Source organism: Micromonospora sp. HM5-17, from assembly GCF_003762835.1.
Taxonomy (GTDB): domain Bacteria; phylum Actinomycetota; class Actinomycetes; order Mycobacteriales; family Micromonosporaceae; genus Plantactinospora.
Genome location: NZ_RJWA01000001.1, coordinates 224,019 through 250,704, shown reverse-complemented (window position 1 = coordinate 250,704; position 26,686 = coordinate 224,019). Strand labels below are relative to the sequence as shown.

21 protein-coding genes are annotated in these 26,686 nt (G+C 72.8%); 13 read left to right on the top strand and 8 right to left on the bottom strand.

Annotation, left to right across the window (positions count from 1 at the left end):
- Nucleotides 1-72: 72 nt before the first annotated feature.
- From EF879_RS01180 to EF879_RS01155, 6 genes are all read left to right on the top strand, one after another.
- Nucleotides 73-1,866 (top strand): HSP90 family protein, encoded by a 1,794-nt coding sequence (locus tag EF879_RS01180; RefSeq protein ID WP_123553801.1) that lies wholly within the window; start codon nt 73-75, stop codon nt 1,864-1,866.
- 7 nt (nt 1,867-1,873) lie between these two features.
- Nucleotides 1,874-4,945 carry a hypothetical protein gene (locus EF879_RS01175; protein WP_233604154.1) on the top strand — a complete coding sequence of 1,024 codons (3,072 nt, stop codon included), beginning with the start codon at nt 1,874-1,876 and terminating at the stop codon, nt 4,943-4,945.
- 70 nt (nt 4,946-5,015) lie between these two features.
- Nucleotides 5,016-5,645: a TetR/AcrR family transcriptional regulator gene (locus tag EF879_RS01170; RefSeq protein ID WP_199736094.1), complete on the top strand. Its 630-nt coding sequence runs from the start codon at nt 5,016-5,018 to the stop codon at nt 5,643-5,645.
- A 94-nt stretch (nt 5,646-5,739) separates the two neighbouring features.
- On the top strand, nt 5,740-7,077 hold the full coding sequence (locus tag EF879_RS01165) for an acetyl/propionyl/methylcrotonyl-CoA carboxylase subunit alpha (protein ID WP_123553799.1): 1,338 nt from the start codon (nt 5,740-5,742) through the stop codon (nt 7,075-7,077).
- Nucleotides 7,078-7,251: 174 nt separating this feature from the next.
- A complete protein-coding gene (locus EF879_RS01160) occupies nt 7,252-8,151 on the top strand; it encodes a hydroxymethylglutaryl-CoA lyase (RefSeq protein ID WP_199736137.1) in 900 nt (299 codons plus the stop codon).
- A gap of 232 nt (nt 8,152-8,383) precedes the next feature.
- Nucleotides 8,384-8,911, top strand: coding sequence for a hypothetical protein (locus tag EF879_RS01155; RefSeq protein ID WP_123553796.1), 528 nt, complete (start codon nt 8,384-8,386; stop codon nt 8,909-8,911).
- An 18-nt stretch (nt 8,912-8,929) separates the two neighbouring features.
- Here EF879_RS01155 and EF879_RS01150 read toward each other — a convergent pair whose 3' ends face one another.
- Both EF879_RS01150 and EF879_RS01145 read right to left on the bottom strand, forming a co-directional pair.
- Nucleotides 8,930-9,580, bottom strand: coding sequence for a response regulator transcription factor (locus tag EF879_RS01150; protein WP_123553794.1), 651 nt, complete (start codon nt 9,578-9,580; stop codon nt 8,930-8,932).
- The gene (locus tag EF879_RS01145) at nt 9,577-10,830 is read right to left on the bottom strand and encodes a sensor histidine kinase (protein ID WP_123553792.1); all 1,254 of its coding nucleotides are present in this window, start codon (nt 10,828-10,830) and stop codon (nt 9,577-9,579) included. Before EF879_RS01145 ends, EF879_RS01150 begins: the two co-directional genes overlap by 4 nt.
- Nucleotides 10,831-10,981: 151 nt before the next feature.
- Here EF879_RS01145 and EF879_RS01140 point away from each other — a divergent pair, with 151 nt between their 5' ends.
- The 3 genes from EF879_RS01140 (at nt 10,982) to EF879_RS01130 (ending at nt 14,935) form a co-directional block, all read left to right on the top strand.
- Complete coding sequence (locus tag EF879_RS01140; protein ID WP_123553790.1) at nt 10,982-12,061, top strand: hypothetical protein; 1,080 nt, start codon at nt 10,982-10,984, stop codon at nt 12,059-12,061.
- A 142-nt stretch (nt 12,062-12,203) separates the two neighbouring features.
- Nucleotides 12,204-13,724 (top strand): acyl-CoA carboxylase subunit beta, encoded by a 1,521-nt coding sequence (locus EF879_RS01135; protein ID WP_123555187.1) that lies wholly within the window; start codon nt 12,204-12,206, stop codon nt 13,722-13,724.
- 62 nt (nt 13,725-13,786) lie between these two features.
- The gene (locus EF879_RS01130) at nt 13,787-14,935 is read left to right on the top strand and encodes an acyl-CoA dehydrogenase family protein (protein WP_123555185.1); all 1,149 of its coding nucleotides are present in this window, start codon (nt 13,787-13,789) and stop codon (nt 14,933-14,935) included.
- Here the strand turns inward: EF879_RS01130 and EF879_RS01125 are convergent.
- The 4 genes from EF879_RS01125 to EF879_RS01110 all read right to left on the bottom strand — a co-directional run bounded on the left by EF879_RS01125 (nt 14,910) and on the right by EF879_RS01110 (nt 19,322).
- The gene (locus EF879_RS01125) at nt 14,910-16,160 is read right to left on the bottom strand and encodes a D-alanyl-D-alanine carboxypeptidase family protein (RefSeq protein ID WP_123553788.1); all 1,251 of its coding nucleotides are present in this window, start codon (nt 16,158-16,160) and stop codon (nt 14,910-14,912) included. The genes EF879_RS01130 and EF879_RS01125 overlap by 26 nt on opposite strands.
- Nucleotides 16,161-16,264: 104 nt before the next feature.
- A complete protein-coding gene (locus tag EF879_RS01120) occupies nt 16,265-17,026 on the bottom strand; it encodes an alpha/beta fold hydrolase (RefSeq protein WP_233604153.1) in 762 nt (253 codons plus the stop codon).
- A 91-nt stretch (nt 17,027-17,117) separates the two neighbouring features.
- Nucleotides 17,118-18,041 (bottom strand): TIGR03621 family F420-dependent LLM class oxidoreductase, encoded by a 924-nt coding sequence (locus EF879_RS01115; RefSeq protein ID WP_123553784.1) that lies wholly within the window; start codon nt 18,039-18,041, stop codon nt 17,118-17,120.
- A gap of 51 nt (nt 18,042-18,092) precedes the next feature.
- Complete coding sequence (locus EF879_RS01110) at nt 18,093-19,322, bottom strand: multidrug effflux MFS transporter (RefSeq protein ID WP_199736093.1); 1,230 nt, start codon at nt 19,320-19,322, stop codon at nt 18,093-18,095.
- Nucleotides 19,323-19,374: 52 nt separating this feature from the next.
- Between EF879_RS01110 and EF879_RS01105 the strand changes: the two genes are divergently transcribed.
- Nucleotides 19,375-19,863 carry a MarR family winged helix-turn-helix transcriptional regulator gene (locus tag EF879_RS01105; RefSeq protein WP_199736092.1) on the top strand — a complete coding sequence of 163 codons (489 nt, stop codon included), beginning with the start codon at nt 19,375-19,377 and terminating at the stop codon, nt 19,861-19,863.
- Between the two features lie 262 nt (nt 19,864-20,125).
- Here EF879_RS01105 and EF879_RS01095 read toward each other — a convergent pair whose 3' ends face one another.
- Both EF879_RS01095 and EF879_RS01090 read right to left on the bottom strand, forming a co-directional pair.
- Nucleotides 20,126-20,386, bottom strand: a complete 261-nt coding sequence (locus EF879_RS01095; RefSeq protein WP_123553780.1) for a hypothetical protein — start codon at nt 20,384-20,386, stop codon at nt 20,126-20,128.
- The gene (locus EF879_RS01090; protein WP_370375427.1) at nt 20,373-20,795 is read right to left on the bottom strand and encodes an ArsR/SmtB family transcription factor; all 423 of its coding nucleotides are present in this window, start codon (nt 20,793-20,795) and stop codon (nt 20,373-20,375) included. Before EF879_RS01090 ends, EF879_RS01095 begins: the two co-directional genes overlap by 14 nt.
- Before the next feature lie 202 nt (nt 20,796-20,997).
- On the opposite strand from EF879_RS01090, the gene EF879_RS01085 reads away from it, so the two are divergent.
- The 3 genes from EF879_RS01085 to EF879_RS01075 all read left to right on the top strand — a co-directional run bounded on the left by EF879_RS01085 (nt 20,998) and on the right by EF879_RS01075 (nt 26,681).
- A complete protein-coding gene (locus tag EF879_RS01085; RefSeq protein WP_123553776.1) occupies nt 20,998-21,780 on the top strand; it encodes an ABC transporter ATP-binding protein in 783 nt (260 codons plus the stop codon).
- A 6-nt stretch (nt 21,781-21,786) separates the two neighbouring features.
- On the top strand, nt 21,787-24,294 hold the full coding sequence (locus tag EF879_RS01080) for an ABC transporter permease (RefSeq protein ID WP_123553774.1): 2,508 nt from the start codon (nt 21,787-21,789) through the stop codon (nt 24,292-24,294).
- 161 nt (nt 24,295-24,455) lie between these two features.
- Complete coding sequence (locus EF879_RS01075) at nt 24,456-26,681, top strand: MMPL family transporter (protein WP_233604152.1); 2,226 nt, start codon at nt 24,456-24,458, stop codon at nt 26,679-26,681.
- Nucleotides 26,682-26,686 lie beyond the last annotated feature (5 nt).

The following is a 26,686-nucleotide window of genomic DNA, read 5'->3' as shown; positions in this document are numbered from 1 at the left end:
CCCGACCGGTACGGTGAGCGCCGTTGTCGGACGGGAGCCGGGACCTCCCGTCCTCGAACGGGAGTAGCGATCGTGGACCGGACCTTCCAGGTCGACCTGCGTGGCGTCGTCGACCTGCTCAGTCACCACCTCTACGGCAGCCCCCGGGTCTACGTCCGGGAACTGTTGCAGAACGCGGTGGACGCCATCACCGCCCGCCGTGCCGGCGAACCGGCGGCGCCGGCCGTGGTCCGGATCGATCCGCCGGAGTTGACCGGCGACGGCACGCTCCGGGTGCACGACACCGGGATCGGGCTGACCGAGGCACAGGTGCACGAGCTGCTCGCCACCATCGGCCGCAGCTCCAAGCGGGACGAACTCGGCTTCGCCCGACACGAGTTCCTCGGCCAGTTCGGCATCGGGCTGCTCTCCTGCTTCCTGGTCGCGGACGAGATCCGGGTCCAGACCCGGCACGGCGACGAGCCGACCGTGCTCTGGACGGGCTACGCCGACGGCCGCTACCGGGTCGAGCTGGCCGAGCCCGGTGCGGCCCGGGCCGAGCCGGGGACCACCGTCACGCTGACGCCCCGGCGCGGCGCCGAGCAGTGGCTGACCACCCCGACCGTGACGGAGCTGGCCCGACTCTTCGGGTCGCTGCTGCCGATCCGGGTCTACGTCGGCGACGTCGAGACGACCGCCGGGCCACCGCCCTGGTCACCGGTGGCCGGCGAGGCGCCGGCCGCCCGCCGGGAGCGTCTCGTCGCGTACGCCCGTGAGGTGCTCGGCTTCACCCCGTTCGACGTCGTACCGCTGTCGGTGCCGGAGGCGGGACTGACCGGGGCGGCGTTCGTCCTCCCCGTGCCGGTGAACCCGGCGGCCCGGGCCGGGCACCGGGTCTACCTCAAGCGGATGCTGCTCACCGAGGGCGCCGAGGGGCTCCTACCGGACTGGGCCTTCTTCGCCCGCTGCGTGGTCGACGCCAGCGAGCTGCGTCCCACCGCCAGCCGGGAGGCGCTCTACGAGGACGGTCTGCTGGAGAGCACCCGGGAGGCGCTCGGCGACCAGCTCCGGGGCTGGCTGGTTCGGCTCGCCGACGGCAACCCGCTTCGGCTCGCCGAGTTCCTCCAGATCCACCACCTCGGTGTCAAGGCGTTGGCGCTGCACGACGACGAGATGCTCCGGCTGGTCGAGCGCTGGTGGCCGATGGAGACCAACACCGGGCAGACCACGCTGGCCGAGTTCCGCGAACGTCACGGCCTGATCCGGTACGCGGCCAGCGTCGACGAGTTCCGGCAGCTCGCCGCGGTGGCGGCGGCGCAGGACGTGGCGGTGGTCAACGCTGGCTACACGTACGACACCGAGATCATCGAGCGGTTGCCGAAGGTGGACCGCACGATCCTGATCGAGCGGCTGGAACCGAACGACCTCACCACCCGGTTCGACGTTCTCGACCCGGGGGTCGAGCTGGCGCTGCGGCCGTTCCTCGCCACCGCGCAACGCGCCCTGGACCGGCTCGGCTGTGAGGTGGTGGTCCGGTCCTACGCCCCGGCGTCGCTTCCCGCCCTCTACCTGGTGAGCCGGTCGGCCCTCTTCCACGAGCAGGTGCAGTCGACGCGGGAGCGGGCCGACGAGACGTGGGCCGGGATCCTCGAGGCGATCGCCGCCTCCGGGCCACCGGAACGCCCGCAGCTCGTGCTCAACCACCGCAACCCGCTGGTCCGTCGGGTCACCGCACTCACGGATCCGGAGCTGGTCGGTCTCGCCGTCGAGGCCCTGTACGGCCAGGCGCTGCTGCTCGGATACCACCCGATCCGGCCGGCCGACGCCGCCCTGCTCAACAACTCGTTCCTCGGCCTGCTCGGCCGGGCCGTGCCTGGACAGGAGTAGTAACCCCGTGGCCTTCTTCGAGAACGACGAGCTCCACCGGGCCTTCGACCGGGTCCGGGAGATGCCGTACGGCAGCGGTCAGATCGCCGCCGTCGAGCAGCTGATCCGGCAGGCGGACGCGGCGGGTGACGAGTTCATGTCGTTCGCCTCCCGGATGCTCGCCACCACCGCGTACGTCTACGGCGGCGAGCCGGCCCGCTCGTTCGTGACGTTCTCCTGGTGCCTGACCCACTACGACAACAACCCTCGGCCCTGGCACCAGCGGTACGAGCACAGCCTGCTCTGGTACTTCAAGTACATGGTCAACGGCCTGCTCTCCTTTCCGGAGGTGCCGCTGGACCGGACCACCGCCGTCCTCGACGACATGGAACGCCGGTACCGCGAGGGCGGGCACAGCCTCCAGGCGGTCTACAAGATGCGCCACCGGGTGGCGCGGCACCTGGGGGCGGCGGACGAGGCCGAGAAGTGGTACCGGCGCTGGACCACCACGCCCCGGGACGACCTCTCCGACTGCGCCGGCTGCGACCCGACGACGCAGATCAGCTACCTCGCCTCCCGGGGTCGGGACGAGGAGGCGGTCGCACTCGCCGAACCGGTCCTCGCCGGGCGCCTGAACTGTACCGAACAGCCGCAGGGCGTCCTCACCGCCCTGCTGATGCCGTACCTGCGGACGGGCCGGCGGGAGCAGGCCCGGCAGGCGCACCTGCGGGCGTACCGCCGGCACCGGGGCAACCTCGCCGACCTGTGGGACATCGGTGAACACGTCACGTTCTGCGCGGTCACCGGCAACGAGGTGCGCGGGCTCGAGCTGCTCGAACGACACCTGGACTGGCTCGACCGGTCCCCGTCGCCCGCCGCCACGATGAACTTCGCCGCCGCGGCCGCGCTGCTGCTGCGCCGGCTCGACGCCACCGGGCCCGCCGGGCTGACCGTGCGGCGGCCAGGGCACGGCGACCGGCCGGCGGCCGAGGTGCCGGTCGGGGAACTGGCCGAGGAGATGGCGGCGACGGCTCGGGAGGTCGCGGCCCGGTTCGACGCGCGGAACGGCACCACGGCCCAGTCCGAGCTGGTCGCCCGACAGTTGGCCCTGACACCGGTCGGGGACTACCTGCCGCTCTCGGCCACCGCCCGGCGCCGGCCGACGGCGGGGGCCGGACAACCGTCCGCCGCCGGGACCGCGGCGGACGCCACCGACCGGCCGGCCGCGCCCGAGGCCGGTGCCCGGCCGGCCGACGGGCCGGAGGCCGCGCCCTTCCCGGTACGCCGGACGGCTCCGCTCGACCTGCCGGCGGAGGCGACCCCGATGGAACTCCTCGACCTCGCCGACGAGCTGTGGCGTACCGACCGGGACGACGACCGCGCGACGGTGCTGGCCGCCTTCGACGAGCGATTCGGTGGGCAGGAGCACCCGCCGTCGGTGGTGGCCCGACGCGTCGAGTACCGGGCGGCCGAACGACACCGGGCCGGGGACCTGGCCGGCGCGGTGGGGCTGAGCCGCGAGGCGGTCCGACTCCACCGTCAGGTGCCGGATCCGGTGCGGGAGCAGGTGGTCGCGAGCCGGCTCGGCGTCCTGCTGGTGTTGACCGGCGAGCCGGAGGAGGGCCTGGCGCTCGCCCGTGCCTCCGCCGACTACCTGGCCGAGCACGGGAGCGCAGGGCAGCGGGCCGCCGCCCAGGACCGGCTCTCCATCGCGCTGATCGAGACCGGGCACGGCGACGAGGCGCTAACCGCGGCGGACCGGGCGGCCGCCGATGCCGCCGATGCCGACGACCCCCACCTGATCGCGCGGATCGCGCTGCGCCGGGTCCGCCTGCTGGAGCTGCTGAACCGGCCGGCCGAGGCCGGCGAGGCCGCGCTCCGCGCCCGGGACCTCTACCGGAAGCTGGGGCTCGTCGAGCCGTACGCGGTCGCCTGTCTCGGGTACGCGAACTCCCTCGACGACCCGGCCCGGGCTGTCGAGGCGTACGACGAGGTGGTCCGGGTCGCCACCGCGGACCTCATGCTCCCCGCCCGGTCCGGCCGGGCTCGCGCCCTGGTGGCCGCCGGCCGCCCGGCCGAGGCGGTCGACGACCTGGTGGAGGCGGTCGCGATCTGCGTCGAACGGGACATCGCGGACGGGGCCGCGTTCCTGCGCGCCGAGCTCGCCGACGTGTACCGGCGGGCGGGCCGGATGGTCGAGGCCGCCGAGGCGGCGGAGGAGGCGGTCGGCGCCCTGGACCGGCTCGGACATCAGGCCGATGCGGACCGCTGCCGGCACATGCTCGCCGGAATCTACCTCTCCCTCGGCGAGCACGGGCCGGCGCTCACCCTGCTCGACGAGCTGGCCGAGAACCTCGACGGGCCGGACAACCTCCCGCACCGGGCACAGGTGCTGGAGGAGGCCGGCCAGGTTCTCTACAACCAGGACCGCGACAACCTGGCGGCGCAGCGCTTCGCGGCGGCGGCGACGGCGTACCAGGCGGCCGGACGCCGGCTCGACGAGCTGCGGGCCCGGCGGCGGGAGGTGTTGGCGCTGTGCTGGGCCGGTGACTCCGAGGCGGCGCTCGCCGCGCTGGAGCGCGCGGACGCGGTCTCCGCGACCCTGCCCGCCGACCCCTGGCCGGCGCCCGCCGACGCGAGCGGCGGGGATCGACCTGCCGGCCCGGCCGACGCGACCGGTGGGGACCGGCCCGCCGGCCCGGCCGACGCCGAGGAAGAGCCGGGCGAGGAGTCGGGGTTCGCGGCGGCGGTGCGCTGGGAACGGGCGATGCTGGCCGATGCCGGGGCCCGGGCACTGCTCGCCGCCGGCCGGGAGAACGAGGCCCTGGACCGGCTGGCCGGGGTCGCCGACCGGCTTCGCTCGATCGAGGCGTTTGGCGAGGCGTTCCACGTCGACCTGCTCACCGGGGAGCTCCTGGTGCGTACGGACCGACCCGCGGAGGCGGAGCGCCTGCTCCGGAGCACCCTTGCCGGTTTGCCCAATCAGTCCGATCTGGTGCCGCGCGCCGCCTGGTGGCTCGCCGAGGCGTTGTCCGCGCTGGGTCGGACGGACGAGGCCGAGGCCGTACGCGCCGAGTACTCCCTCAACCCGGACCAGTAGCAACAGCCGTCGACCCGGCAGCCGCGGAACGCGTGGACGGGGGTGATTGACAGCTGGCTAGGCTGGTCGGGTGACGGTGGAGGAGCAGGTGATCGAGGCGGCGGCCGGTACGGCGGCCGATGGCGCACGGCGACGGCGGTCCCGGCGGGACGAGATCCTGGAGATCGCGGTCGGCCTCTTCGCGGCCCGCGGCTACCACGGGGTCTCGATGGACGACATCGGGTCGGCGGCCGGGGTGACCGGGCCGGCGCTGTACCACCACTTCGCCGGCAAGGAGGCGATGCTGGTCGCCGCGTTGATGCCGGTGAGTGAGGGGCTGCTGGCGGGTGGCCGGCAGCGGGTGGCGGAGCATCCGGCGAACCCGCGCGCGGCACTGGAGTCGCTGATCGACTTCCATGTCGAGTTCGCTCTCGCCAACCCGGCGGTGATCGCCCTGCACCTGCACGAGCTGGACCGACTGCCGGAGGAGCCGCGTCGGCAGATTCGCCGGCTGCAACGGCTCTACGTCGAGGAGTGGGTCGGGGTGCTGACCGCCCTGCATCCCAAGCTGTCGGCGGGTGAGGCCCGGGTGCTGGCGCACGCCGCGTTCGGTCTGATGAACTCCACGCCGTTCCTCGGCGGCGAGGTCGACCGGGAGCGCCGGGCCGCGCTGCTGCGGGCCGCGACCCTCGCCGCCCTGCTCGCCAACCCCGACGACTGAGCCGGCCCACCCACGGCCGGCCAGGCGAGCCGGCGGCGGCGCCGGCGGGACGCGGACGACCACCTCTCGGGTCCAGGAAGGGGACGCACCACACATGATCGAGTCGCTGCTCGTCGCGAACCGCGGTGAGATCGCCCGCCGGATCATACGGACCGCCCGGCGGCTCGGTGTCCGAGCGATCGCGGTCTACTCGGAGGCGGACGCCGACCTGCCCTTCGTCCGGGAGGCGGACGAGGCGGTCTGCGTCGGGCCGGCGAACCCGGCGCAGAGCTACCGCAACGGCGAGGCGATCATCGCCGCCGCGAAGTCGACCGGCGCGCGGGCGATCCACCCCGGCTACGGCTTCCTGTCGGAGAACGCCGACTTCGCCCGTACGGTCGAGGCGAACGGCCTGGTCTGGGTCGGCCCCGGCCCGGACGCGATCAGCGCGATGGGTGACAAGATCAACGCCCGGAACCTGGTGGCGGCGGCCGGGGTACCGGTTGCGCCCGGCACCCGGGAGCCGGTGGCCGACGCCGAGGCCGCGCTCGCCGCGGCCACTGAGATCGGCCTCCCGGTGATGGTCAAGGCCGCGGCCGGCGGCGGCGGGATGGGGATGGCGGTCGCCGCCGACGAGGCGAGCCTGCGTACCGAGTACGACAGGGTGCGCGGCTTCGCCGAGCGGATGTTCGGCGACGGCGCGGTGCTGATCGAGCGCTACTTTCCCCGGGTACGCCACGTCGAGGTGCAGATTCTCGGGCTGGCCGACGGTCGGGTCGTCGCGCTCGGCGAGCGGGAGTGCTCGGTGCAGCGCCGCAACCAGAAGCTGGTCGAGGAGTCGCCCTCCCCGGCCGTCACCCCCGAGCTGCGCGAACGGCTGGTGGCGGCGGCCGTCCGGGCCGGCGAGGCGGTCGCCTACCGCAATGCCGGCACGGTCGAATTCCTCCTCGACCCCGCCACGGGCGAGTTCTTCTTCCTGGAGATGAACACCCGGCTCCAGGTGGAACACCCGGTCACCGAGCTGGTCTACGGCGTCGACCTGGTCGAGGAGCAGCTGCGGGTCGCCGCCGGCCTGGCCCCGACCGTCGACCCGGACGCGCTGGCCCCGCGTGGCCACGCGATCGAGCTGCGGATCAACGCCGAGGACCCGAAGCGGTTCCTGCCCGGCCCGGGCGCGGTGACCGCGTGGACCGAGCCGACCGGCGAGGGGGTGCGGGTCGATTCCGGGTACGCCCTCGGCACCACGGTCACCCCCTTCTACGACTCGTTGCTGGCGAAGCTGATCGTGTACGGCGCGGACCGGGCGGAGGCGATCGAGCGGGCCCGCGCCGCCATCACCGGTTTCGAGATCGCCGGCCCGAAGTGCAACCTGCCGTTCTTCGCCGAACTGCTCGACAACCCCGAGTTCCTCGGCGGCGACTACGACACCGGCATCGTCGCCCGGATGCGCTGACGCCTCTCCCCGCCCGCCTCTCGTCGACCACGGGGTGCGGCTCTGATCTGCGATTCCGATCTTCGGCCCCGGGTCTTCGGCACCGTCGGGATGACTTCATGATCAACGAGGCGGGGGCGGGCGGGTGACAATGGGGGGACCGACGACGTCACAGCGAGGTGACAGATGACCCAGTTGCCGGCTTCGGTCTCGATCCGGGAGGTCGGCCCCCGGGACGGGCTGCAGAACGAGGAACCGGTCCCGACCGACGCCAAGGTACGACTCCTCGACGCGCTCTCGGCCACCGGCGTACGCCGGATCGAGGCGGTCTCCTTCGTCCACCCGAGGGCGATCCCGCAGATGGCCGACGCGGACGAGGTGTGGGCCAGGGCCACGAAGGCACCGGGGGTGCGCTACTCCGCGCTGGTGCCGAACTCCAAGGGTGCCCAGCGGGCGCTGGCGGCCGGGTTCACCGAGATCGAGGTGGTGGTCTCGGCGAGCGACACCCACAACCGGCGTAACGTCAACCGCTCCACCGCCGAGTCGCTGGACGACATCGCCGGGCTGATAGCGCTGCTGCACGAGCACGGTGTGACCGCCGAGGTCATCGTGGCCACCAGCTTCGGCTGCCCGTACGAGGGGGACGTCGACCCGGCCCGGGTGGCCGGCATCGTCGACCGGGTGGTGGCGGACGGCGCCGACCGGGTCGCCTTCGGCGACACCACCGGGATGGCGACCCCGCGCCGGGTTCGGGAGGTGCTCACCGCGGTCCGGGACCGCCAGCCGGACATTCCGATCCTGCTGCACTTCCACAACACCCGGGGCACCGCACTGGCGAACCTGCTCACCGCGCTCGACCTCGGCGTCACCGAGTACGACGCCAGCGTCGGCGGGCTCGGCGGCTGCCCGTACGCCCCGGGAGCGAGCGGGAACGTCGCCACCGAGGAGGTGGTGCACATGCTGCACGACATGGGTGTCGACACCGGCATCGACCTGGATGCACTCCTGGAGGCGGCGAGGCTGGCCGAGGAACTGGTCGGCCGGCGGCTGCCCTCCGGGGTGCTCCGCGCCGGCCCCCGACTCCCACAGGTGTAAGGAAGGGCCCCTTGTTATCGCTTTTGGTAGATAAGGGGGCCCTTCCTAACAGGTGCGCGGAGCGTTTCCCCGTGGTTTCACCGCACAGGGACCGGTTCGAACCAGCCGACTGACGGATCAGTCGAAAGGCGGTCTGAACAGCGACATCAGCCATCCATCGACGGATGTGCCGCCTGGGGCGCTCGCCGTACGGTCAGTTTCCAGCCGATCGTACGAGCGATATACGAGGTTCATGATGACTGCTGACACTGACCGGCGGCGGTTCCTGCGGCGGGCGGCCGGCACGACCCTCGGCATCGGCGCCCTGGCCACCGCCGCCGGTCTCGGCATGGAGGAGGCGGCCCAGGCGAAGCCGCGCGGGCACGGGCACTCGCCCGAGAGCCCGGTCATCGGCACCTGGCGCGGCATCGTCACGCTGCCGCACGAGGAGGAGGTGGCGCTGTTCACGTTCCTGCCCAACGGCTTCTTCCTCTCCTTCGCCGAGGGCGTCCACATGGCCACCGGACGGTGGCAGCCCACCGGTCGGCGTACCGTCACCTTCACCCTGTGGCAGGTGTTGCCGTCCGACCTCAAGGGCCTGCCGAAGCAGTACAACGGCGAGGTGCGCGCACTGCACCACGCCCGGCTGGACGGCAACCGGCTCACCAGCGAGGGGACCTACCGGTCACTCGACATCGACGGCAATGAACTGGACCGGGGCCCGGTGACCGCCTGGGCGGAGAGGTTCGACATCTCCACGTTCTGGCCCCCGGCGGACTGACCCGGCGGCCGGGCCCGGTCAGTGGACCAGGCCGGCGTGGTGGGCCAGGATCGCCGCCTGCACCCGGTTGGTCAGTTGCAGCTTGGCGAGCAGCCGGCTGACGTGACTCTTCACGGTGGCCTCGCTGAGGTGCAGCCGCCGGCCGATGTCACTGTTGGTGAGACCTTCGCCGAGCGCCACCAGCACCTCCCGCTCCTTGTCGGTGAGCACCTCGATCCGGCGTACCGCCTCGGCGCGGCGTGGGCTGGTGGGCTCGGCGAACCGGTGTAGCAGCCGGCGAGTGACCTGCGGGGACAGCATCGCGTCCCCAGCCGCCGCACTGCGCACCGCGGCGGCCATCTCCGCGGCGGTGGCGTCCTTGAGCAGGAAGCCGACCGCGCCGTGTTTCAGCGCCGTCTGGACGTACTCGTCGAGGTCGAAGGTGGTCAGCACGACCACCTTCGGCGGCGCGGCGAACCGCGCGAGCGCCGCGGTGGCGACGAGGCCGTCCGCCCGGGGCATCCGGATGTCCATCAACACCACGTCCGGGGACAGCGCCCGGGCCTGTCGTACCGCCTCGTCGCCGTCCTCGGCCTCGCCGACCACCTCGATGTCCGGGTACCCGTCCATGATGGTGCGGAGCATGGCGCGGACCATCCACTCGTCGTCGACGATCAGCAACCGGATCACTTCGCGGTCTCCCGTCCCACGTCCACCACCGGAAGGTACGCCGACACCTCGAACCCACCCTCGGGCAGCCGCTGACTGCGCAGCGTGCCGCCGATGAGCCGGACGCGTTCGGAGATCCCCAGCAGTCCGTGCCCGCCCCCAGGGGTCACGGCCGGGGCCAGGCCGCCACCGGTGTCCCGGACGACCAGCCGCAGGCCGTGCCAGGTGGGCCGGATGCTCACCGTGGTGTGCGCGCCGGGCGCGTGTTTGTGCACATTGGTCAGTGCCTCCTGCACCACCCGGTAGACCGCGTGCTCGACCAGGGCGGGAGCGCGTACCCCGTCATCCACGACCAGGTCGACGGTCAGGCCGAGGTCCCGGGAGGCGTCCACCAGCTCGGCCAGGTCGGCGATCCCGGGCTGGGGCCGCAGCGGTGCGGCGGCGCCGTCGCGGAGCACCCCGACCAGGGTACGCAGTTCCTCCAGCGCGGCCCGGCCGATGCTCTGGATCTGGGCCGCCATGGCCGCCGCGTCCCGCCGCCGTGCCGCCTCCGCGGCGTCCCGCCGCCGTGCCGCCTCCGCGGCGTCCCGCCGTCGCGCCGCCTCCGCCGACTCGGCCGCCGACTCCACGGTAGATTCCGAGGCGGCGGTGAGCCGGGCCTCCAGCGCGGTCGCGTGTAGCACCATCAGCGACACCCGGTGGGTCACCACGTCGTGCATGTCCCGGGCGATCTGCGCCCGCTCCTCGGCGCGCGCCTGGTTGATGCGCAGCCACTCCTCGCGCTCGTTGCGCCGGGCCCGCTCCGCCAGGTCGGCCATGACCTCGTGCCGGTGGGCCAGGTGGTGGCCAACCACCACGGGCAGCACGCAGAGCGCCGCGCTGAGTGGGACCGCGCCGTCACCCCCGGTGGCCGTCCACAGTGGCGTACCGACGGCGACCAGCATGATGGCGGTGAGCCCGAGCTGGGCCCGGAGCGAACGCAGGTGGGCGCCGACGACGAACTGCGCCACCAGCAGGGCGGGCCAGGCACCGCTGACCCCCCAGGAGAGCAGCGCGCCGCCGTACGTCAGCAGCGGCCACCGGTCGCGAACCAGCACGGCCAGCCCGGTGCCCACGCCGAGGGCCACGTCGACGGCCAGCGGCGCCGGACGGTCGATGATCGGGGAGCCGTCGAACAGCCCGGACTGGAGGCCCTCCCAGGCCCCGGCCAGTACGCAGACCGCGACGAGCAGCACGTCCACGACACGATGTTGGAGGTGGTGCCGCGACATGCCGAGAGTCTAGGCAGGGTACCGGCGGTGCGCGTCCGTCATCGGACTCATCCGTTAGTAGCAACCGGGCGCGCGTACGAGCGACGGTCGACGGTCGGATCGAATGACTGTGACCGATGCCGGCGCGTACCGGCCAACCTAGCGTCGGGACATGCTTACCGAAACCCGTACCGACTCCGCCGAGTCGGCTGACGCACGCGGGGTCACGCCGGTCAGCGTGCGTGGGGTCGCCATCCTGCAATGGGTGTTCGTCGGCTTCGCCGTGCTGAACACCGCCCTGCTGCTGGACGGTTCCGATGACCTGCTGCTGCGGGTGGCGGCACTGATCGGCTACCCGGTGGCGGCGGTGTTGACGGTGATCGCCCTGTTGGGCCCGCGGGAGCGCGGCCGCCGGATCGCGATCGTGCTGCACCTGACGATGTCGGTGGCGCAGTTCCTGTTCAGCATCGCGGAGGACCTGGCGCTGCTCGGCATCCCGCTGTCGATAACCATTCTGGCCTGGCACCGGCCGCGGTTCCCGCGGATGTCGCCCCGGACCCGCCGGGTCTGGCTGACGCTGCACGTCGGGATCAGTGCCGGCTGGCTCGGCGTGGCCCTCACGATGACGGTGCTGGCGCTCACCGCGCAGTTCGCGGACTCACACTCGGTCCGGCACGGCGCGTACGAACTGCTGCACCTCATCGACTGGAGAGCCGCGATCCCATCGATGTTCCTGACCATCATCACCGGCCTGGTGGTCTCGCTCGGCACGAAGTGGGGCCTGGTCCGGCACTGGTGGGTGCTCATCAAGTTCGCCATCTCGGTGAGCATCCCGTTGGTCGCCGGCACCGTGGAGAGCGCGCTGGCGGACGAGCTCATGCTGCGTACGGTCGATCCGGCGGCCAGGCCGGGCGGCACCGGGGTGGGTCTGGTGGCCTGCCTGGGCGCGTTCACCGTCGCGCTGTGGGTCGCCACCATCCTGTCCGTGGTCAAGCCGTGGGACCGGACCCCCTGGGGCCGGGCGGCGGACGCCCGGGAGCGGGCGGACCGGCTGCGCACGGCGGGCCCGCGTGGTGGAAAGCCAGCCCAGGCGGCGGTGGGCGGTCGCAGCGCAACGGGAGCCCTGGCGGAGAGCGGTTGCGGCGACGGACGGAGCGCCCAGCCACCGACGAGCAGCGGGCCCGGCGTGAAACGAAGCGTTCAGGAATCGGCGAGCGGGCCCGGTGCCGGACGGAGTGTGCAGCCCGGCTGACCGAGGTTGGGTGGCCGGGGATGCGCCGATGCAGTAACCTAACGATCGTTCAGGTCGGTCGGGTGCTCTGCGGGAGGTCGGCGTGGCACAGGACGACACGGCACGGCGCGCGGCGACCCCGGAGGGTGCCGATGCCGACGGTGTGACCGGGCTGGAGCAACTCGGCAAGCGGATCCGGGCCGGCGGCGCGGAGAAGTACCACGCGGCCAACACGGCCAAGGGCAAGCTGTTCGCCCGGGAGCGGATCGCCCGACTCGTCGACCCCGGCTCCTTCGTCGAGGACGGGCTCTTCGCCAACGCCCTCGCCGACGGGCTTCCGGCCGACGGCGTGATCACCGGCCTGGCCACCATCGACGGCCGGCAGGTCTGCCTGATGGCCAACGACTCGACCGTCAAGGCCGGGAGCTGGGGCGCCCGTACCGTGGAGAAGATCATCCGGATCATCGAACGGGCCTACTCGGCCGGCCTGCCGATGGTCTACCTGGTCGACTCGGCCGGAGCCCGGATCACCGACCAGGTGGACCTCTTCCCCGGCCGGCGCGGCGCCGGAAAGATCTTCTGGAATCAGGTTCGTGCCTCTGGCTCGATCCCGCAGGTCTGCGCCCTCTTCGGGCCCAGCGCGGCCGGCGGGGCGTACATCCCGGCGTTCTGCGACGTGGTCGCGATGGTGGAGGGGAACGCCAGCATGTACCTCGGCTCGGACCGGATGGTCGAGATGGTCACCGGGGAGAAGACCACCCTGGAGGCGATGGGCGGGGCGCGGGTGCACTGCGCCGAGTCCGGGGTCGGACACTTCCTCTGCAAGACCGAGGCGGAGGCCCTCGACGTGGTCCGCCGCTACCTGTCGTACCTGCCGGCGAACTGGACCCAGTCGCCGCCCGCGGTCGCCCCGGCCGACCCGCCCGGGAACATCGACCTGGCCGCGCTGGTGCCGGCCAGCGAACGGCAGGCGTTCGACATGCGCCGGTACGTGAAGGGCCTGCTCGACGCCGACTCGTTCCTGGAGATCCAGGCGCTCTGGGCGAAGGAACTGATCGTCGGGTTCGGACGGCTTAACGGCGAGGTCGTCGGCGTGGTCGCCAACAACTCGATGGTCAAGGGCGGGGTGCTCTTCGTCGACTCGGCCGACAAGGCGACCCGGTTCGTCCAGCTCTGCGACGCGTTCAACGTGCCGTTGCTCTTCCTGGCCGACGTACCCGGGTTCATGGTCGGGACCGCGGTGGAGAAGCAGGGGATCATCCGGCACGGCGCGAAGATGATCACTGCGATCAGCGAGGCGACCGTACCGAAGATCTGCGTCGTCGTCCGGAAGGCGTACGGCGCGGGGCTCTACGCGATGGCCGGCCCCGGCTTCGAGCCGGACGCGACGATCGCGCTCCCCACCGCCAAGATCGCGGTGATGGGCGCGGAGGCGGCGGTCAACGCCGTGTACGCGAACAAGATCGCCGCGATCGAGGACCCGGAGGAACGCGCGGCCTTCGTCGCCGAACGCCGCGCCGCCTACGAGCGGGACATCGACATCGTCCGGCTCGCCAGCGAACTGGTCGTCGACGCGATCGTCGAACCAGCTGACCTGCGAGCCGAACTCATCCGGCGGTTCGCCGCCGCGCGGGGCAAGGACCGGCACTTCTCCCGGCGCCGACACGGCGTCACGCCGGTCTAGCGAGCCCACCGCCCCGCCGGACGCCACCAGCCCCCCGGCGGGCCGACCCGATGGAGGAGGCCATGGACTTCCGGCTCAGCGAGGAGTACGAGGCACTGCGGGCCAGCGTCCGGGAATTCGCCCGCGAGGTGGTGGCGCCGGTCATCGCCACGCACTACGAACAGCACACCTTCCCGTACGAGATCGTCGCGCAGATGGGCAAGCTCGGCCTCTTCGGGCTGCCGTTCCCCGAGGAGTACGGCGGGATGGGCGGCGACTACTTCGCGCTCTGCCTCGCCCTGGAGGAACTGGCCCGGGTCGACTCCAGCGTGGCGATCACCCTGGAGGCGGCGGTCTCGCTCGGCGCGATGCCGATCTACCGGTTCGGCACGGCGGAGCAGAAGGCCCGATGGTTGCCGAAGCTGGCCCGGGGCGAGGCGCTGGCCGGGTTCGGGCTGACCGAACCGGGGACCGGTTCGGACGCCGGCGGCACCACCACGCGGGCCGTCCTGGACGGCGACGAGTGGGTGATCAACGGGTCGAAGGCCTTCATCACCAACTCGGGCACCGAGATCACCGTGCTGGTCACGGTCACCGCGGTCACCGGGGTGCGGCCGGACGGGTCGAAGGAACTCTCGACCATCATCGTGCCCTCCGGCACCCCCGGCTTCACCGTCGCGCCGGGCTACTCCAAGGTCGGCTGGTGCGCCTCCGACACCCACGAGCTGCACTTCGACGACTGCCGGGTGCCGGCGGAGAACCTGCTCGGCGAGCGGGGTCGGGGCTTCGCGCAGTTTCTGCGGATCCTGGACGAGGGGCGGATCGCGATCGCGGCCCTCGCGGTCGGGCTCGCCCAGGGCTGCGTCGACGAGTCGATCCGGTACGCGAAGGAGCGGCACGCCTTCGGCCAGCCGATCGGCGCCTTCCAGGCGATCCAGTTCAAGATCGCCGAGATGGAGCGGCGGGCGCACACCTCCCGCCTGGCGTACTACGACGCGGCGGCCCGGATGCTGGCCGGCGAGGACTTCAAGCGGCAGGCCGCCATCGCCAAGCTGCACGCCAGCGAGTGCGCGGTGGACAACGCCCGGGACGCGACCCAGATCCACGGCGGGTACGGCTTCATGAACGAGTTTCCGGTGGCGCGGTTCTGGCGCGACGCCAAGATTCTGGAGATCGGCGAGGGAACCTCCGAGGTGCAGCGGATGATCATCGCTCGGGATCTGGGGTTGTAGCCGAGGCCCGCGACCTCATCCGCTGCCGGATCCAGAGCACGACGAGCGGTACCGCCACGATGGCCGCGCCGCCGACCAGGAAGAGCAGCCACAGCCCCGGCGACGGCGGGTTGTTGACCGGCTCGGCCGCGCCGGCCCCGGCGGCGTGGGACGGGCCCCGGCTCGCCGCGTCGAGCTGCCCCCGGGCGACGAGCTGGCCGACGCCCGCTCCGGCGGGGAGCGCGAAACCCCAGTCGAGCAGGGCGGCTCCCTGCTGCCAGCCGGCCAGCGGCTGCGACTCGGCGCCGAGCAGCGTGACCAGCAGGGTACGTCCGTCCCGCCGCGCCGCGCCGACGAAGCTGTGCCGGGCCAGGTCGGTGTAGCCGGTCTTGCCGCCCAGCGCCCCCGGATACCGGTGCAGCAGCTGGTTGTCGTTCCAGATCGGGAAGCCCTTGGCCCCGGGCTGCGCCGGTACGTGGGCGACCCTGGTCGCGGCGTACCGGCGGAAGTCCTCGCGGGCGAAGCAGGCCCGGGCGATCAGCGCCAGGTCGTACGCGCTGGTGTACTGGCCGGGGCCGTCCAACCCGGACGGTGTGGCGGCATGGGTCTGGAGCGCCCCGAGCGCCCGGGCCTCCGCGTTCATCGCCGCCACCCCACCGGCCTGACCGGCCGGACCCCCGCCGAGCCGGGCCAGCACGTTCGCCGCGTCGTTGCCGGAGTTGAGCAGCAGGCCCAGCCAGAGCGTCTCGACCGTGTACCGGCCGCCCCGGACCAGCCCGACCGCAGAGCTGCCCGGCTCGAAGTCCAGGTCCGACTCGGTCACCTCGACGACCTGGGCCGGGTCGAGCCGCGGCAGCACCGCCGCGGCGAGCAGCAGCTTCTGGGTGCTCGCCGGTACGGCGTACTCGTGCGGGCCGCAGGCGCCGAGGACGGTGCCGGTGTCCAGGTCGGCGACCAGCCACGAGGTGGCGGTGACCTCGGGTGGGGTCGGGGCGTCGGCCGGGATCACCAGCCCGGCGGTGTCGAGTTCCGGGCCGCCCACCTGGCGCTGTCGGGAGTCCGGGGTCGGGGCCGCGGGACGGCTCGGCCGGGGCACCGGCGGAGTCGGCGCCGGGCAGGCCCGGTACGGCGTCCGCGCGACCGGGCGGGTGCCCGGCTGGCCGGCAGAGGCGCCGGTCGGGATGATCACCGCCGGCAGCGTCAGCAGCACGGTGGCTACTGTCAGTAGCAGTCGCCCCCACCTCATACTCCGGAGAGTAGTCGGAGTAACCCGTACGGGTGGCGGTTTGCGGTCAGGGCGCGGCGTGGACGCTCGGGTGATCAGGATGTGTCGGTGAGTCGGGGCAGGGCTCAGGCGGCGGGGACCTTCTCCCGTAGGAAGCCGACGAGCAGCGGGTTCAGCGCCTCGGGACGCTCCAGGCTGGGCAGGTGGCCCGCCCAGTCGAGTTCCACGTGTCGGGCGTTGGTGAGCCGGTTCGCCAGGTCGGCAGCGATCTGCCGGAAATCTGGCAGGTCGTGGGCGCCGGAGACGAGCAGGCAGGGGGCGGTGATCGCCGACGGGTCGGTGTCGACCCTGATCGGCGCGACGTCGTCCCCGGCGAGCTGCACCTCGAAGGCGTGGCGTTGCATCTGGCGTACCCGCTCCCGGGTCGCGTCGTCGGCGTGCGGACCGAGCCAGGTCCGCACGTTGAGTTCGGTGGCGCCGGCGACGTCGCCCGATTCCAGCAGCGACTCCTCCTGCTCACCGAACGCCCTGAGTGCGGCGCTGGGTTCGTGCCCGGCCAGCGCGGTGTTGAGCAGCGCCAGTGCGGTGACCCGCCGCGGCCAGCGAGCGGCGAACTCCAGCGCGACCTGGCCGCCGCCGGAGGCCGCGACCAGCGCCACGCGCGCGACGCCGAGCGTGTCCAGCAGCTCGGCGACGTCCTGGGCGTTGTTGTACGGCCCGGTGGGCATCGGCGTCTCGCCGTATCCGCGGAAGTCGCAGCGGACGACGTGGTGGCCGGCCTCGACCAGGGCCGGAAGCTGGGGGTCCCACATCCGCCGGTCACAGACCGTGGAGTGCAGCAGGAGCACCGTGGGGCCGGTCCCGGTCACGTCATGCGCGAGCGTCACGGCGGTCACACTAGGCACCGCGGGCCGCATCCGTTTTTTCGCCCCACCGCCACGACCGCGGCCCGCCGCCGGGGCGGGCGGCGGATCGCAGTCAGGTCTGGGCACCGAGTCGCTTGATGATCGGCGCCAGCGGTTCCAGCGCGTCGGCGCGGACGACGTACCGGGTGACACCCCACCGGCGGCGGTTTCGGTCGAGCGCGGAAATGATCTCGTCCTCGGTGCCGGCGAGGACGAACGGCGTGGCCAGCACCTCGGCGGCGGTCAGGCCGAGGTCGTCGGTGAGATCCCGCACCGCCGCCTCGGCGTCGTCGGTCACGCTGAACCGCTGCACGAGCGCTTCGAGCGCGGGCGGCTCGGCGCGGCCGGCCGCACCGGCCGCGACCTGGGCCAGCTGCGCGTCGATCTGGTCGGCGCGCCAGCGGACCTCGTGTCGGTACCCGTCGGGGCGGGTCCGTCCGAGTCCGGTGAGTCCGACGACGTCGGCGTGCGCACCCGCCCAGCGCAGGAGCCGCGAGTTGGCGGTGCCGACGGTCAGTGGGATCCGCCGCTGTACCGGCCGCGGTCGGTCCAGCCGGGCCGAGCCGACGACCAGTTCCTCGGTCGTGACGCTGACCTCCTCTCCGTCAAGCAGGTCACGGACGGCCAGCGCGACGGCGAGGCAGCGGCGTACCCGGGCGGCGACGTCGGGACGTTCCCGCCCGACGGCCTGCCACTCGGCCGGGGTGTGGCCGGCGCCGAGCCCGAGCCGGGCACGTCCGTGTGAGACCAGGTCGAGGGTGGCGACGTCGGCGGCGAGCAGGATCGGCTCCCGGATCCCGGCGTTGACGACGTACGAGCCGAGGCCGAGCGTTGAGGTCACCGCCGCCGCGGCGGCGAGGGCCACGAAGGGCGACGCGGTGGCGCCGGGGTGGTCGGCGGCCAGTAGAGCATCGAACCCGGCTTCTTCGCAGCGCCGCGCCAGCCGGAGCCAACTCTCGGCATCGGTCGGCGCGGCCTGGAGGGAGAAGATCGTCACCGGCCCAGCATCGTCCGACCGTCTGCCGGACCGCTATCCCGTCGCCCCCGATTACGCTCCCGGCCGAATCACGGCATCGGTCCGGGTCAGTCGCAGGGACAGGCTGGCCAGACCGACGCAGAGGGTCATACCGAGAAACAGCGGCACTCCGACGTCCCGCCCGCCGAGTCCCATCAGTGGTGCGACGAGCGCGCCGAGCACGTTCTGCAGCGTGCCGAGCACCGCCGAACCGGTCCCGGCGGCGGTGGGGACGCATCGCAGCGCCAGCGCGGTGGCGTTGCCCAGGATCATGCCCAGCCCGAGGAAAAAGACGAACAGCCCGCCGAGCGGGATCGCCCGCTCGGTCAGCCCGGCCAGCGTGGCGGCCAGCAGCCCGACGGCCGCCGCGAGCATCGTGGCGAGCCCGACCCGCAGCAGCCGCTCCGGCGACACCCGACCGACGAGTCGGGCGTTGACGGCGCTGCTCAGCGTAGTGGTCAACGCCCCGGTGGCGAAGACAACAGAGGACTCGCCGACGGTCAGTCCCAGGACGTGTTGCAACAGGAACGGCGACGCGGCGATGTAACAGAACAGCGCGGCGAAGCCGAAACCGAGTACGAACGTGTAACCGAGGTAGCTCCGGTTGGTCAGTACCGACCGGAGCAGTGACGCCGTCCCGTTCGAGCCGCCGCCGGTTCGCCGTTCTGGCGGCAGGCTCTCCGGTACGGCCACCAGGGCGACGAGGAAGTTCAGTGCGGATCCGGCGGCGAGCGTCCAGAACACCGCCCGCCACCCGACGTTGTCGGACACGATCCCGCCGACCAGCGGCGCGATGATCGGGGCGATGCCGCCCAGCGCCATCAGGATGCCGAACAGCCGGGCCGCTGCCGTCTCGTCGACGGTGTCCAGGATGACGGCCCGGCCGATCACCAGCCCCGCCGCGCCCCCGAAGCCGGCCAGGAACCGGGCCACCACCAGCCACTCCACCGAGGGGACGAGCGCACAGGCGGCGGTAGCGGCCGTGCAGAGGGCGGCTCCAGCCAGGATCGGCCGCCGCCGGCCGTATCGGTCGGACAGCGGACCGAGCAGCAGCTGCCCGAGGGCGAACCCGACCAGGAACGCGGTGAGGGTGAGCTGGACCCCGGCGGGGTCGACCCCAAACTCGGCGGCCAGGCGGGGGAACGCCGGCAGGTACATGTCGACGCCCATGGGACCGACGAAGGACAGCAGGGCGAGCGCGATGGTCAGCGGGACCGGCAACCGGGACGTGTTGACCGGTCTGGTGGAACGCAGCGTGGTCACGAGCGGAAGTTACTATAGCTATATAGGTATAACAACTGGGTATCCTCGACTCGTGACGACGCGCACGGGTGCCGAGGACGAGCGGCTGCTTCGGGAGGCCAGGGCGCTCGTTCCCGCCCTGTACGGACTCAGCCGAGCGCTGCGACTGCAAGGAGTGGCGGAAGCCGGGCTCGCCCAGCTACCTCCCTCCGAGGTGGAGGTGCTCCGGTACGTGCAAGACGCGCCCGGCAGTTCGGTCAGCGTGCTGGCCCGGGATCTGGGCCTGCACGCCAGCAACGTGAGTACGACCGTTCGTGCCCTGGTGGCGCGCAACCTCATCCGTCGAGAACCCGCGCCAAACGACCGGCGCGGTGTGCGGCTGTATCCGACCATGGACGCCCTGCACGGCATGGCGCACATCGAGGACGCCTGGGCGCGGATCTTCGCCGCCGCGATGGCGGACCTCAGCGCCGAGCAGCGTGCCGCGCTGTCCAACGCGGCGCCGGCGCTCGGCGCGCTCGCCGAACGTCTGCGCGCCCGCCGGGCACAGGACCGCGGCTGAGCGTGGCGCGCCCGCGTGGCCCCAGGCATCCCGGCCGACGGCCCGCCACTCGGCCGGGGTGAGGCCGGCGCCGAGCCCGAGCCGGGCACGTCCGTGTGAGACCAGGTCGAGGGTGGCGACGTCGGCGGTCAGCAGGGCGTTGAACCCGGCTTGTTCGCAGCGCCGCGCCAGCCGCAGCCAACTCTCGGCATCGGCCCGGCTCAGGTGGTGAAACCGTCTCGCTCAGGATGTCGACCAGCGGCGGTCGGAGGCACGTACCGGGTCACTCGACCTCACGGAGCAGCCGCTCCGCGGCGGCGAGGCGGTCGTGCATCCCGGCGAGCTGCGTCGATATCTCGTCGAGTCGCCGCTCGATGGCCTGCTGGGTGTTGGCGGCCGCCTCAGCCAACTTCTGGTATTCCCGCTCGCGGGTGAGGGCCGCCCTCGCCCGCCAGGTGGCGAAGACCTGCCAGATGATGACCACCAGCACGGTAGCCCCGAGCGTGAGGATGGCGAGCGGCATAAGCGCCTCAGAGTAGTCCATCGGGTCCCTCCTTCACCCGGCGCCGCCGCGCCGGCTTCTCGTACTCGGGTTCCGCCGCGTCCCGGGCCGGCAGTGTGAGCGTGCGGACGGCCGCCGCCACGACGCGCGGGTCGAGGCGGATCACGAAGGGACTCACTTCGTAGTACTTCATCGCCCGGCCGTCGGCATCGAGCTCGACGGTGGCCGACACCAGCCCGACCGCCTCCAGTCGCCGCAGGTGCACCTGGAGCAGCGGGCGGCTGATGCCGAGTTGGCGAGCGAGTTCGCTCACGTAGAAGCGGCCGTGGGCGAGGGCGGCGAGGATCCGCAGCCGGTGCGGGTTGTCCAGTGCCCCGAGCACTCGGAGCAGGTCATCACCGGTGAGTTCGTCGTCGCCCTCGGCTGGAGTTTGCATATGCAAACGAAGCATGGCGGCCATCCCTCTCCCCGTCAAGTCGACTGGAGTTGACGCTGACGCTCGGGCACGTGCAAAGTTTAGTTGGCACCGCAAAAGCTGGCTTGCGGGTGCTAAGTACCCGCGCATTTGCGTCCTCCCCCTCGGGGAACCGCCGCCCCGAAGCGCCGACGGGCGCCGGCGGGCAGTTCAGATCGCAGACGAAACGAGGTAGACGATGACGTATCAGGCCAGCCCGGCCCTGTCCGAACCCGCCGTCGAGCCCGCCCCGCTGGCAGCGGTCCGGGCCGTGGGGTTGCGCAAGGTCTATGGCACCGGTCCGGGACGGGTCGTGGCGCTCGACCAGGTCGACGTGCTGATCCCGGCCGGTCGGTTCACCGCCGTCATGGGGCCCTCCGGGTCCGGCAAGTCGACCCTGCTGCACTGCCTGGCCGGCCTGGACCGGCCGTCGCAGGGTTCGGTCTATCTGGGCGACACCGCGCTGGAGACGCTCTCCGACACCGCGTTGACCGAGGTACGCCGCCGCGAGATCGGCTTCGTGTTCCAGACCTTCAACCTGGTGCCCACCCTCAGCGCGGCCGAGAACATCACCCTGCCGCTGGCCATCGCCGGACGCAAACCCGATCCTGCCCTGCTCAGATCACTGGTGGCCACGCTCGGGCTCGCCGACCGGCTCCGGCACCGACCCGCGGAGCTCTCGGGCGGCCAGCAGCAGCGGGTGGCGCTCGCCCGGGCACTGATCACCCGGCCGCGCGTGATCTTCGCGGACGAACCGACCGGCGCCCTCGACTCGCGCACCGGAGACGAGCTGCTGCGGCTGATGCGCTACACCGTGGACGAGCACGGCCAGACGGTGGTGATGGTGACCCACGATCCGCGGGCCGCCGCCATCGCGGACGACGTGCTGTTCCTCGCCGACGGTCAGCTGCGGGATCGGCTCAGCGCGCCCACCGTCGAACAGGTGCTGCGCAAGCTCACCGCGCTGGACGAGAGGCGGTAACCGACCGTGCGGCTCATCGCGATACGAAACCTGCTGGCCAATCGCGGACGGCTGGCCCTGACGTTCGTCACGGTCGTGCTCGGCGTCGCGTTCGTGTCCGGCACCCTGTTCTTCGCCGACAGCATCGGCGCCACCGCCGCCGCCGTACGGACCGATGTGGCGGTCCTGGTGACCCCCACGCAGACGGAGGAGGAGATCGAGTACGACGCCCGCCCGGCCGTACTGCCGGCGGCGGAGCTGAACCGGCTGGCCACGCTGCCCGGCGTCGCCGCGGTCAACGGCATCGTCGACGGGTACGCGGCCGTGGTCGGCGAGGACGGCAAGGTGGCCCGCCCGGCCGGCTTCGCCGACGACCTGATCGGTACGAACTGGAGCGACACCCCGCGCCTGCGGCTACTGGAGGGACGCGCACCGGTTGGGCCGGGCGAGATCGCGGTCGAGCAGGTGGCCGCGCGCAACGGCGACCTCTCCCCGGGCAGCAGGACCACCGCGCTGCACCAGGCGGGCACCGAAGAGGTCACCGTGGTGGGCATCTACTCCTACCACCCGGTGCTGCGGGACGGCCCCGGCCGGGCACCCGCCCTCGCGTTCGACACCGCCACCGCGCAACGGCTGCTCCAACGGCCGGACACCTTCACCGCGGTGGAGATCACCGCCGCACCCGGGGTGTCCACCCAGCAGCTTCGGGACACCGTCTCCGCCGCGCTGCCCGCCGACTTCATGGCTCACGACGGCGCCGTCCTGGCCGAGCAGTCCCGGGCGCAGGAGGAGAGCGACGCGGCCACCGCCGCGCAGATCCTGCTCTCCTTCACCCTGGTCGCCCTGCTGATCGGGGCGACGCTGATCGCCAACACGTTCGCCATGCTGATCGGGCGGCGGGCCCGCGAGTTCGGCGTACTCCGGGCGATCGGCGCCACCCGCCGGCAGATCATGCTGCTGGTGGTGCTCGAGGCGGCCGGGGTCGGCGTGCTCGCCACCGGTGTGGGCATGCTGGTGGGCGTCGTGCTGGCGCTGCCCATGATCGACTTTGCCGCCGGACGGGACCCGGTGCTCGGCAGCACCCTCCAGGTGACGCCCCGCGCGGTGTTGTCGAGCCTCGCCGTCGGCGTGCTGGTCACGGTGCTCGCGGCAGCACTGCCCGCCCGCCGGGCCGCCGCCGTGCCGCCCGTCGCGGCCCTGCAGGGCGACATCACCCTCGCCCCCAAGGCGATGCGGGTACGCACCATCCTGGGTGTGCTCGTCGGCACCGGCGCCGTGCTCTTCTGCCTGCTCGCCCTGCTCGGCAACCAGCCGCCGTTCACCGTGGCCGGGGTCGTCGGCGCCTTCGCCCTGCTCGTCGCCGTGGTGCTGCTCGCCGCGAAGCTGGCCCGGATGCTGCTGCGGCTGCTCGCGGCACCGGTCCGGTCGCGGCTGCTGCCCCGACTCGCGGTGGAGAACGTGATGCGGAACCCGCGCCGGACCGCGGCGACCGTCTCCGCGCTGCTGGTCGGTGTGGCACTGGCCACCGGCATCGCCGTGTTCGCCGCCAGCGCCGAGCAGGCGGACCGGGCCGCCCTCGAGAAGACCGTCCGCGCTCCGTTCCTCGCGGTCAACGTCGGCGGCGGGCAGCTCAGCGATCCGACACTGGCGGCCGTCCGGGCGGTGCCCGGGGTCACCGCCACCGCACCGATCCGCCACGACGTTGCCGGCAGCGGCGAGCAGCGCGTCTCGCTGGCCGCGATCGACCCGGCGGCGATCGGTACGCTGCTGCGGCTGGACCTGTCCGCCGGCACACTCGACGGACTGGCCACCGGTGCCCTCGCCCACCGGGAGTTGGCCGCCGATCGGGACTGGTCGGTGGGCGACACGGTCGAGCTGACCATTCGCGACAAGCCGGTCACGGTGACCATCGCCGGCCTCTTCGCCGACGCGGCCCTGATTGGCGACGGGCTCCTCGTCTCCGACACCTTCGCCGACCAGCACTTCCGGCCCGGCAACGGCGACACCCTGCTGATCGGCGCGGACGGCGACGCATCCGAGCTGGAAGACGGGCTGACCGCCGCGCTCGCCGACCGTCCGGACGTGCGCCTGCACACCCCGGCCAGCTACGCCAGCGAGGAGGCCGGTGCCTTCACCATCCTCATCCGGATCGCCACCGTGCTGCTCGGCCTGTCGTTGCTGATCGCGATCCTCGGGATCGTCAACACACTGGCGCTGTCCGTCCTGGAACGCACCCGCGAGGTCGGGCTGCTCCGGGCGATCGGTATGCGTCGGCGTCAGGTACGCCTGATGGTCACCACCGAGTCGATCCTGATCGCCGCCGTCGGCGGCGTGCTCGGGGTCGCCGTCGGGGTCCTGCTCGGCGCGATGATCCAGCACGCGGTGCTCGGCCGCCCGGTCACCGGTACCGCCGTCCCGATCGGCGTCGCGGTCGGTGCCTTCGCGGCCATGGCGGTCGCCGGTGTCGTCGGCGCCCAGTGGCCGGCCCGCCGGGCGGCGCGCATCGAACTGCTCGAAGCCATCAGCGCCGAGTAGCGCTCCGGCTGACCCGGCCCGGCCACCGGTCGGCCGCAGGGACGGGGCAGGAGGTCCGGCAACTCTGTCGAAAAGGGGACTGTCGATCGACTTCTTACGGTGATTGCATGTGCGCCGAGGGCGACGACCGTGTCGGCCGGGGATCCGGGAGGTCCGCGAAGATGCTCGCTGCGCTCGGCCGGTCGATGTGGCGGTGGCGGTGGCCGGTGGTGGCCGGCTGGCTGGGCCTGCTCGTCGCCGGAGCGCTTCTCGGCGGCCGGGTCTTCGACCGGCTGGCCAGCACCGACGACCTGCGGCCGGACGCCGAGTCGCAGCGGGCCGAGCGGCGTATCGACCGGCTCCTCCCCGAGGGGCCGGTCGTGGTCGCCGTGGTCCGGGACCGCGACCCGTACGACCCCGCGCTGGTGGAGAGCGTGGGGCGGGTCCGGGCCGACCTGCTCGCCGTACCCGGGGTGGTCGAGGTCGAGGACCTTTACCACACGGCCGGCGGGCGGATCGGTGCCGACAACCGCAGCACCCTGGTCCGGGTCGAACTGGCCGACGGGCTGCCGGACGCCGAGCGGGAGCGGATCGAGGACCGGGTCACCGCACTCCTGCGGAACATCGACGCGCCCGAGGTACTGGTCGGAGGGGAGACGCTGGCCGAACGCGCCTTCGCCGAGCAGGCGATCGAGGACGCCGCGCTCGGCGAGTCGATCGCGCTCGGCGTACTCCTGGTGGTGCTCGTGGTGATTCTCGGCGGCCTGCTGGCCGGGGCGATCCCGCTGCTCGCCGCGCTCGCCGCCGTCGCCGCGACGCTGCTGGGGCTGTACGGCCTGACCACGGTGACCGCGGTCGGCGAGTTCACCGTCAACGTGGTGACCCTGCTCGGCATCGGTCTGACGGTGGACTACGCGCTGCTGGTCGTCGCCCGGTTCCGCGAGGAGCGGGCGGCGGGGGACCCGGCGACCGCCCTGGTCCGGACGATGACCACCGCGGGCCGAACCGTACTCGTCTCCGGCCTCGCGGTGGCGGCCTCGATGACCGGTCTGTACGTCTTCGCGGAGCCGCTGCTCGCCGCGATGGCGCTCGGCGGCGCGCTCGCGGTCGTCCTGGCCACCGCGGCCGGGCTGACCCTGGTGCCGGCCCTGCTCGCCCTCGCCCACCGGCACGTTCCCGATTCCGCCGCGGTCACCTGGGTCAGTCGACTTCGGGCGCTGGTCACCCGTCCGGTCCGACGCGTCGCGTCCGTCCCGCCCCGGTCCGGACCGGGGCCGGGGCTGCTCGGCCGGCTCGCCCGGTACGCCCAGCGCCGGCCGGGCCCGGTGGCGTGGACCGTCTCCGTCGTCCTGCTGCTGCTCGCCTGCCCGTTCCTGTTCGGCGCCAATCTGGCCAACTCCGACGCCCGGGCGCTGCCGGCCTTCATGGAGGCTCGCCGGGTGCACGACGTGCTGCTGCGCGACTTCGAGGCGGGCCGGGCCGCCCCGGTGACCGTGGTGGTCGAGGCCAACCCGGCCAGCACCGAGGTACGGGACCTGATGAACCGGCTCAACACGCTGCCCGAGGTGATCCGGATGCAGCCCCGGCCGGACGTACCCGGCGACGCGCTGGTGATCGACCTGACGCCGCGCGGGGTGACCGGCGGCCCGGAGTCGCGGGACCTGGTCCGGGCGGTCCGTGCCCTGGACCAACCGTTACCGCTGCTGGTCGGCGGCGGCGCCGCCGAACTCGTCGACTACCAGGAGTCGGTGGCGTCCCGACTGCCGCTCGCCGTCCTGGTGCTGCTGGTGGTCGCCGGCGTGTTTCTCTTCGCGTTGACCGGTTCGGTCGTCATTCCGGTCAAGGCCCTGGTGATGACCGCGTTGACCCTGCTCGCCACCCTCGGTGTCCTGGTGGTGGTCTTCCAGTGGGGTGTCGGTGCCGGGCTGCTCGGCGTCGAGCCGTGGGGCGCCCTCGACCTGACCACCCCGGTCCTGCTCTTCGTCTTCGTCTTCGGACTGTCGATGGACTACGAGGTCTTCCTGCTCGCCCGGATCCGGGAGGAGTGGCGGCGCCGGTCGGCGCGGCGTACCCCGCACGGCCGGGCCCGGGCCGGCGAGCGGGCGGTGCTGGCCGGGCTCAGTCGGACGGGCCCGGTGGTGACCGCGGCGGCGGTCTGTATCTGCGTCGTCTTCCTCGGCTTCCTGCTCGGAGAGCTGACCGCGGTCAAGGAGATCGGCTTCGGCATGGTGGTGGCGGTGGTGCTCGACGTCACCGTGGTGCGGGGGCTGCTGTTGCCGGCCGTGCTCAGCCTGCTCGGCGAGTGGAACTGGTGGGCGCCGGCACCGCTGCGCCGGCTGTACGAACGCTGGGTCGGTCCGGCCGAGCGGAACCCGGTGGTCGCGGAGCCGGTGCCGGCCGGGCGCTAGCGGAC

What these genes read in the sequence shown, in the direction of transcription:
- EF879_RS01140 (WP_123553790.1), top strand. Translation starts at nt 10,982, where the DNA reads ATGCTTACCGAAACCCGTACCGACTCCGCCGAGTCGGCTGACGCACGC.
- EF879_RS01155 (WP_123553796.1), top strand. Translation starts at nt 8,384, where the DNA reads ATGATGACTGCTGACACTGACCGGCGGCGGTTCCTGCGGCGGGCGGCC.
- EF879_RS01165 (WP_123553799.1), top strand. Translation starts at nt 5,740, where the DNA reads ATGATCGAGTCGCTGCTCGTCGCGAACCGCGGTGAGATCGCCCGCCGG.
- EF879_RS01075 (WP_233604152.1), top strand. Translation starts at nt 24,456, where the DNA reads ATGCTCGCTGCGCTCGGCCGGTCGATGTGGCGGTGGCGGTGGCCGGTG.
- EF879_RS01130 (WP_123555185.1), top strand. Translation starts at nt 13,787, where the DNA reads ATGGACTTCCGGCTCAGCGAGGAGTACGAGGCACTGCGGGCCAGCGTC.
- EF879_RS01095 (WP_123553780.1), bottom strand. Translation starts at nt 20,386, where the DNA reads ATGGACTACTCTGAGGCGCTTATGCCGCTCGCCATCCTCACGCTCGGG.
- EF879_RS01125 (WP_123553788.1), bottom strand. Translation starts at nt 16,160, where the DNA reads ATGAGGTGGGGGCGACTGCTACTGACAGTAGCCACCGTGCTGCTGACG.
- EF879_RS01090 (WP_370375427.1), bottom strand. Translation starts at nt 20,795, where the DNA reads ATGCTTCGTTTGCATATGCAAACTCCAGCCGAGGGCGACGACGAACTC.
- EF879_RS01085 (WP_123553776.1), top strand. Translation starts at nt 20,998, where the DNA reads ATGACGTATCAGGCCAGCCCGGCCCTGTCCGAACCCGCCGTCGAGCCC.
- EF879_RS01145 (WP_123553792.1), bottom strand. Translation starts at nt 10,830, where the DNA reads ATGTCGCGGCACCACCTCCAACATCGTGTCGTGGACGTGCTGCTCGTC.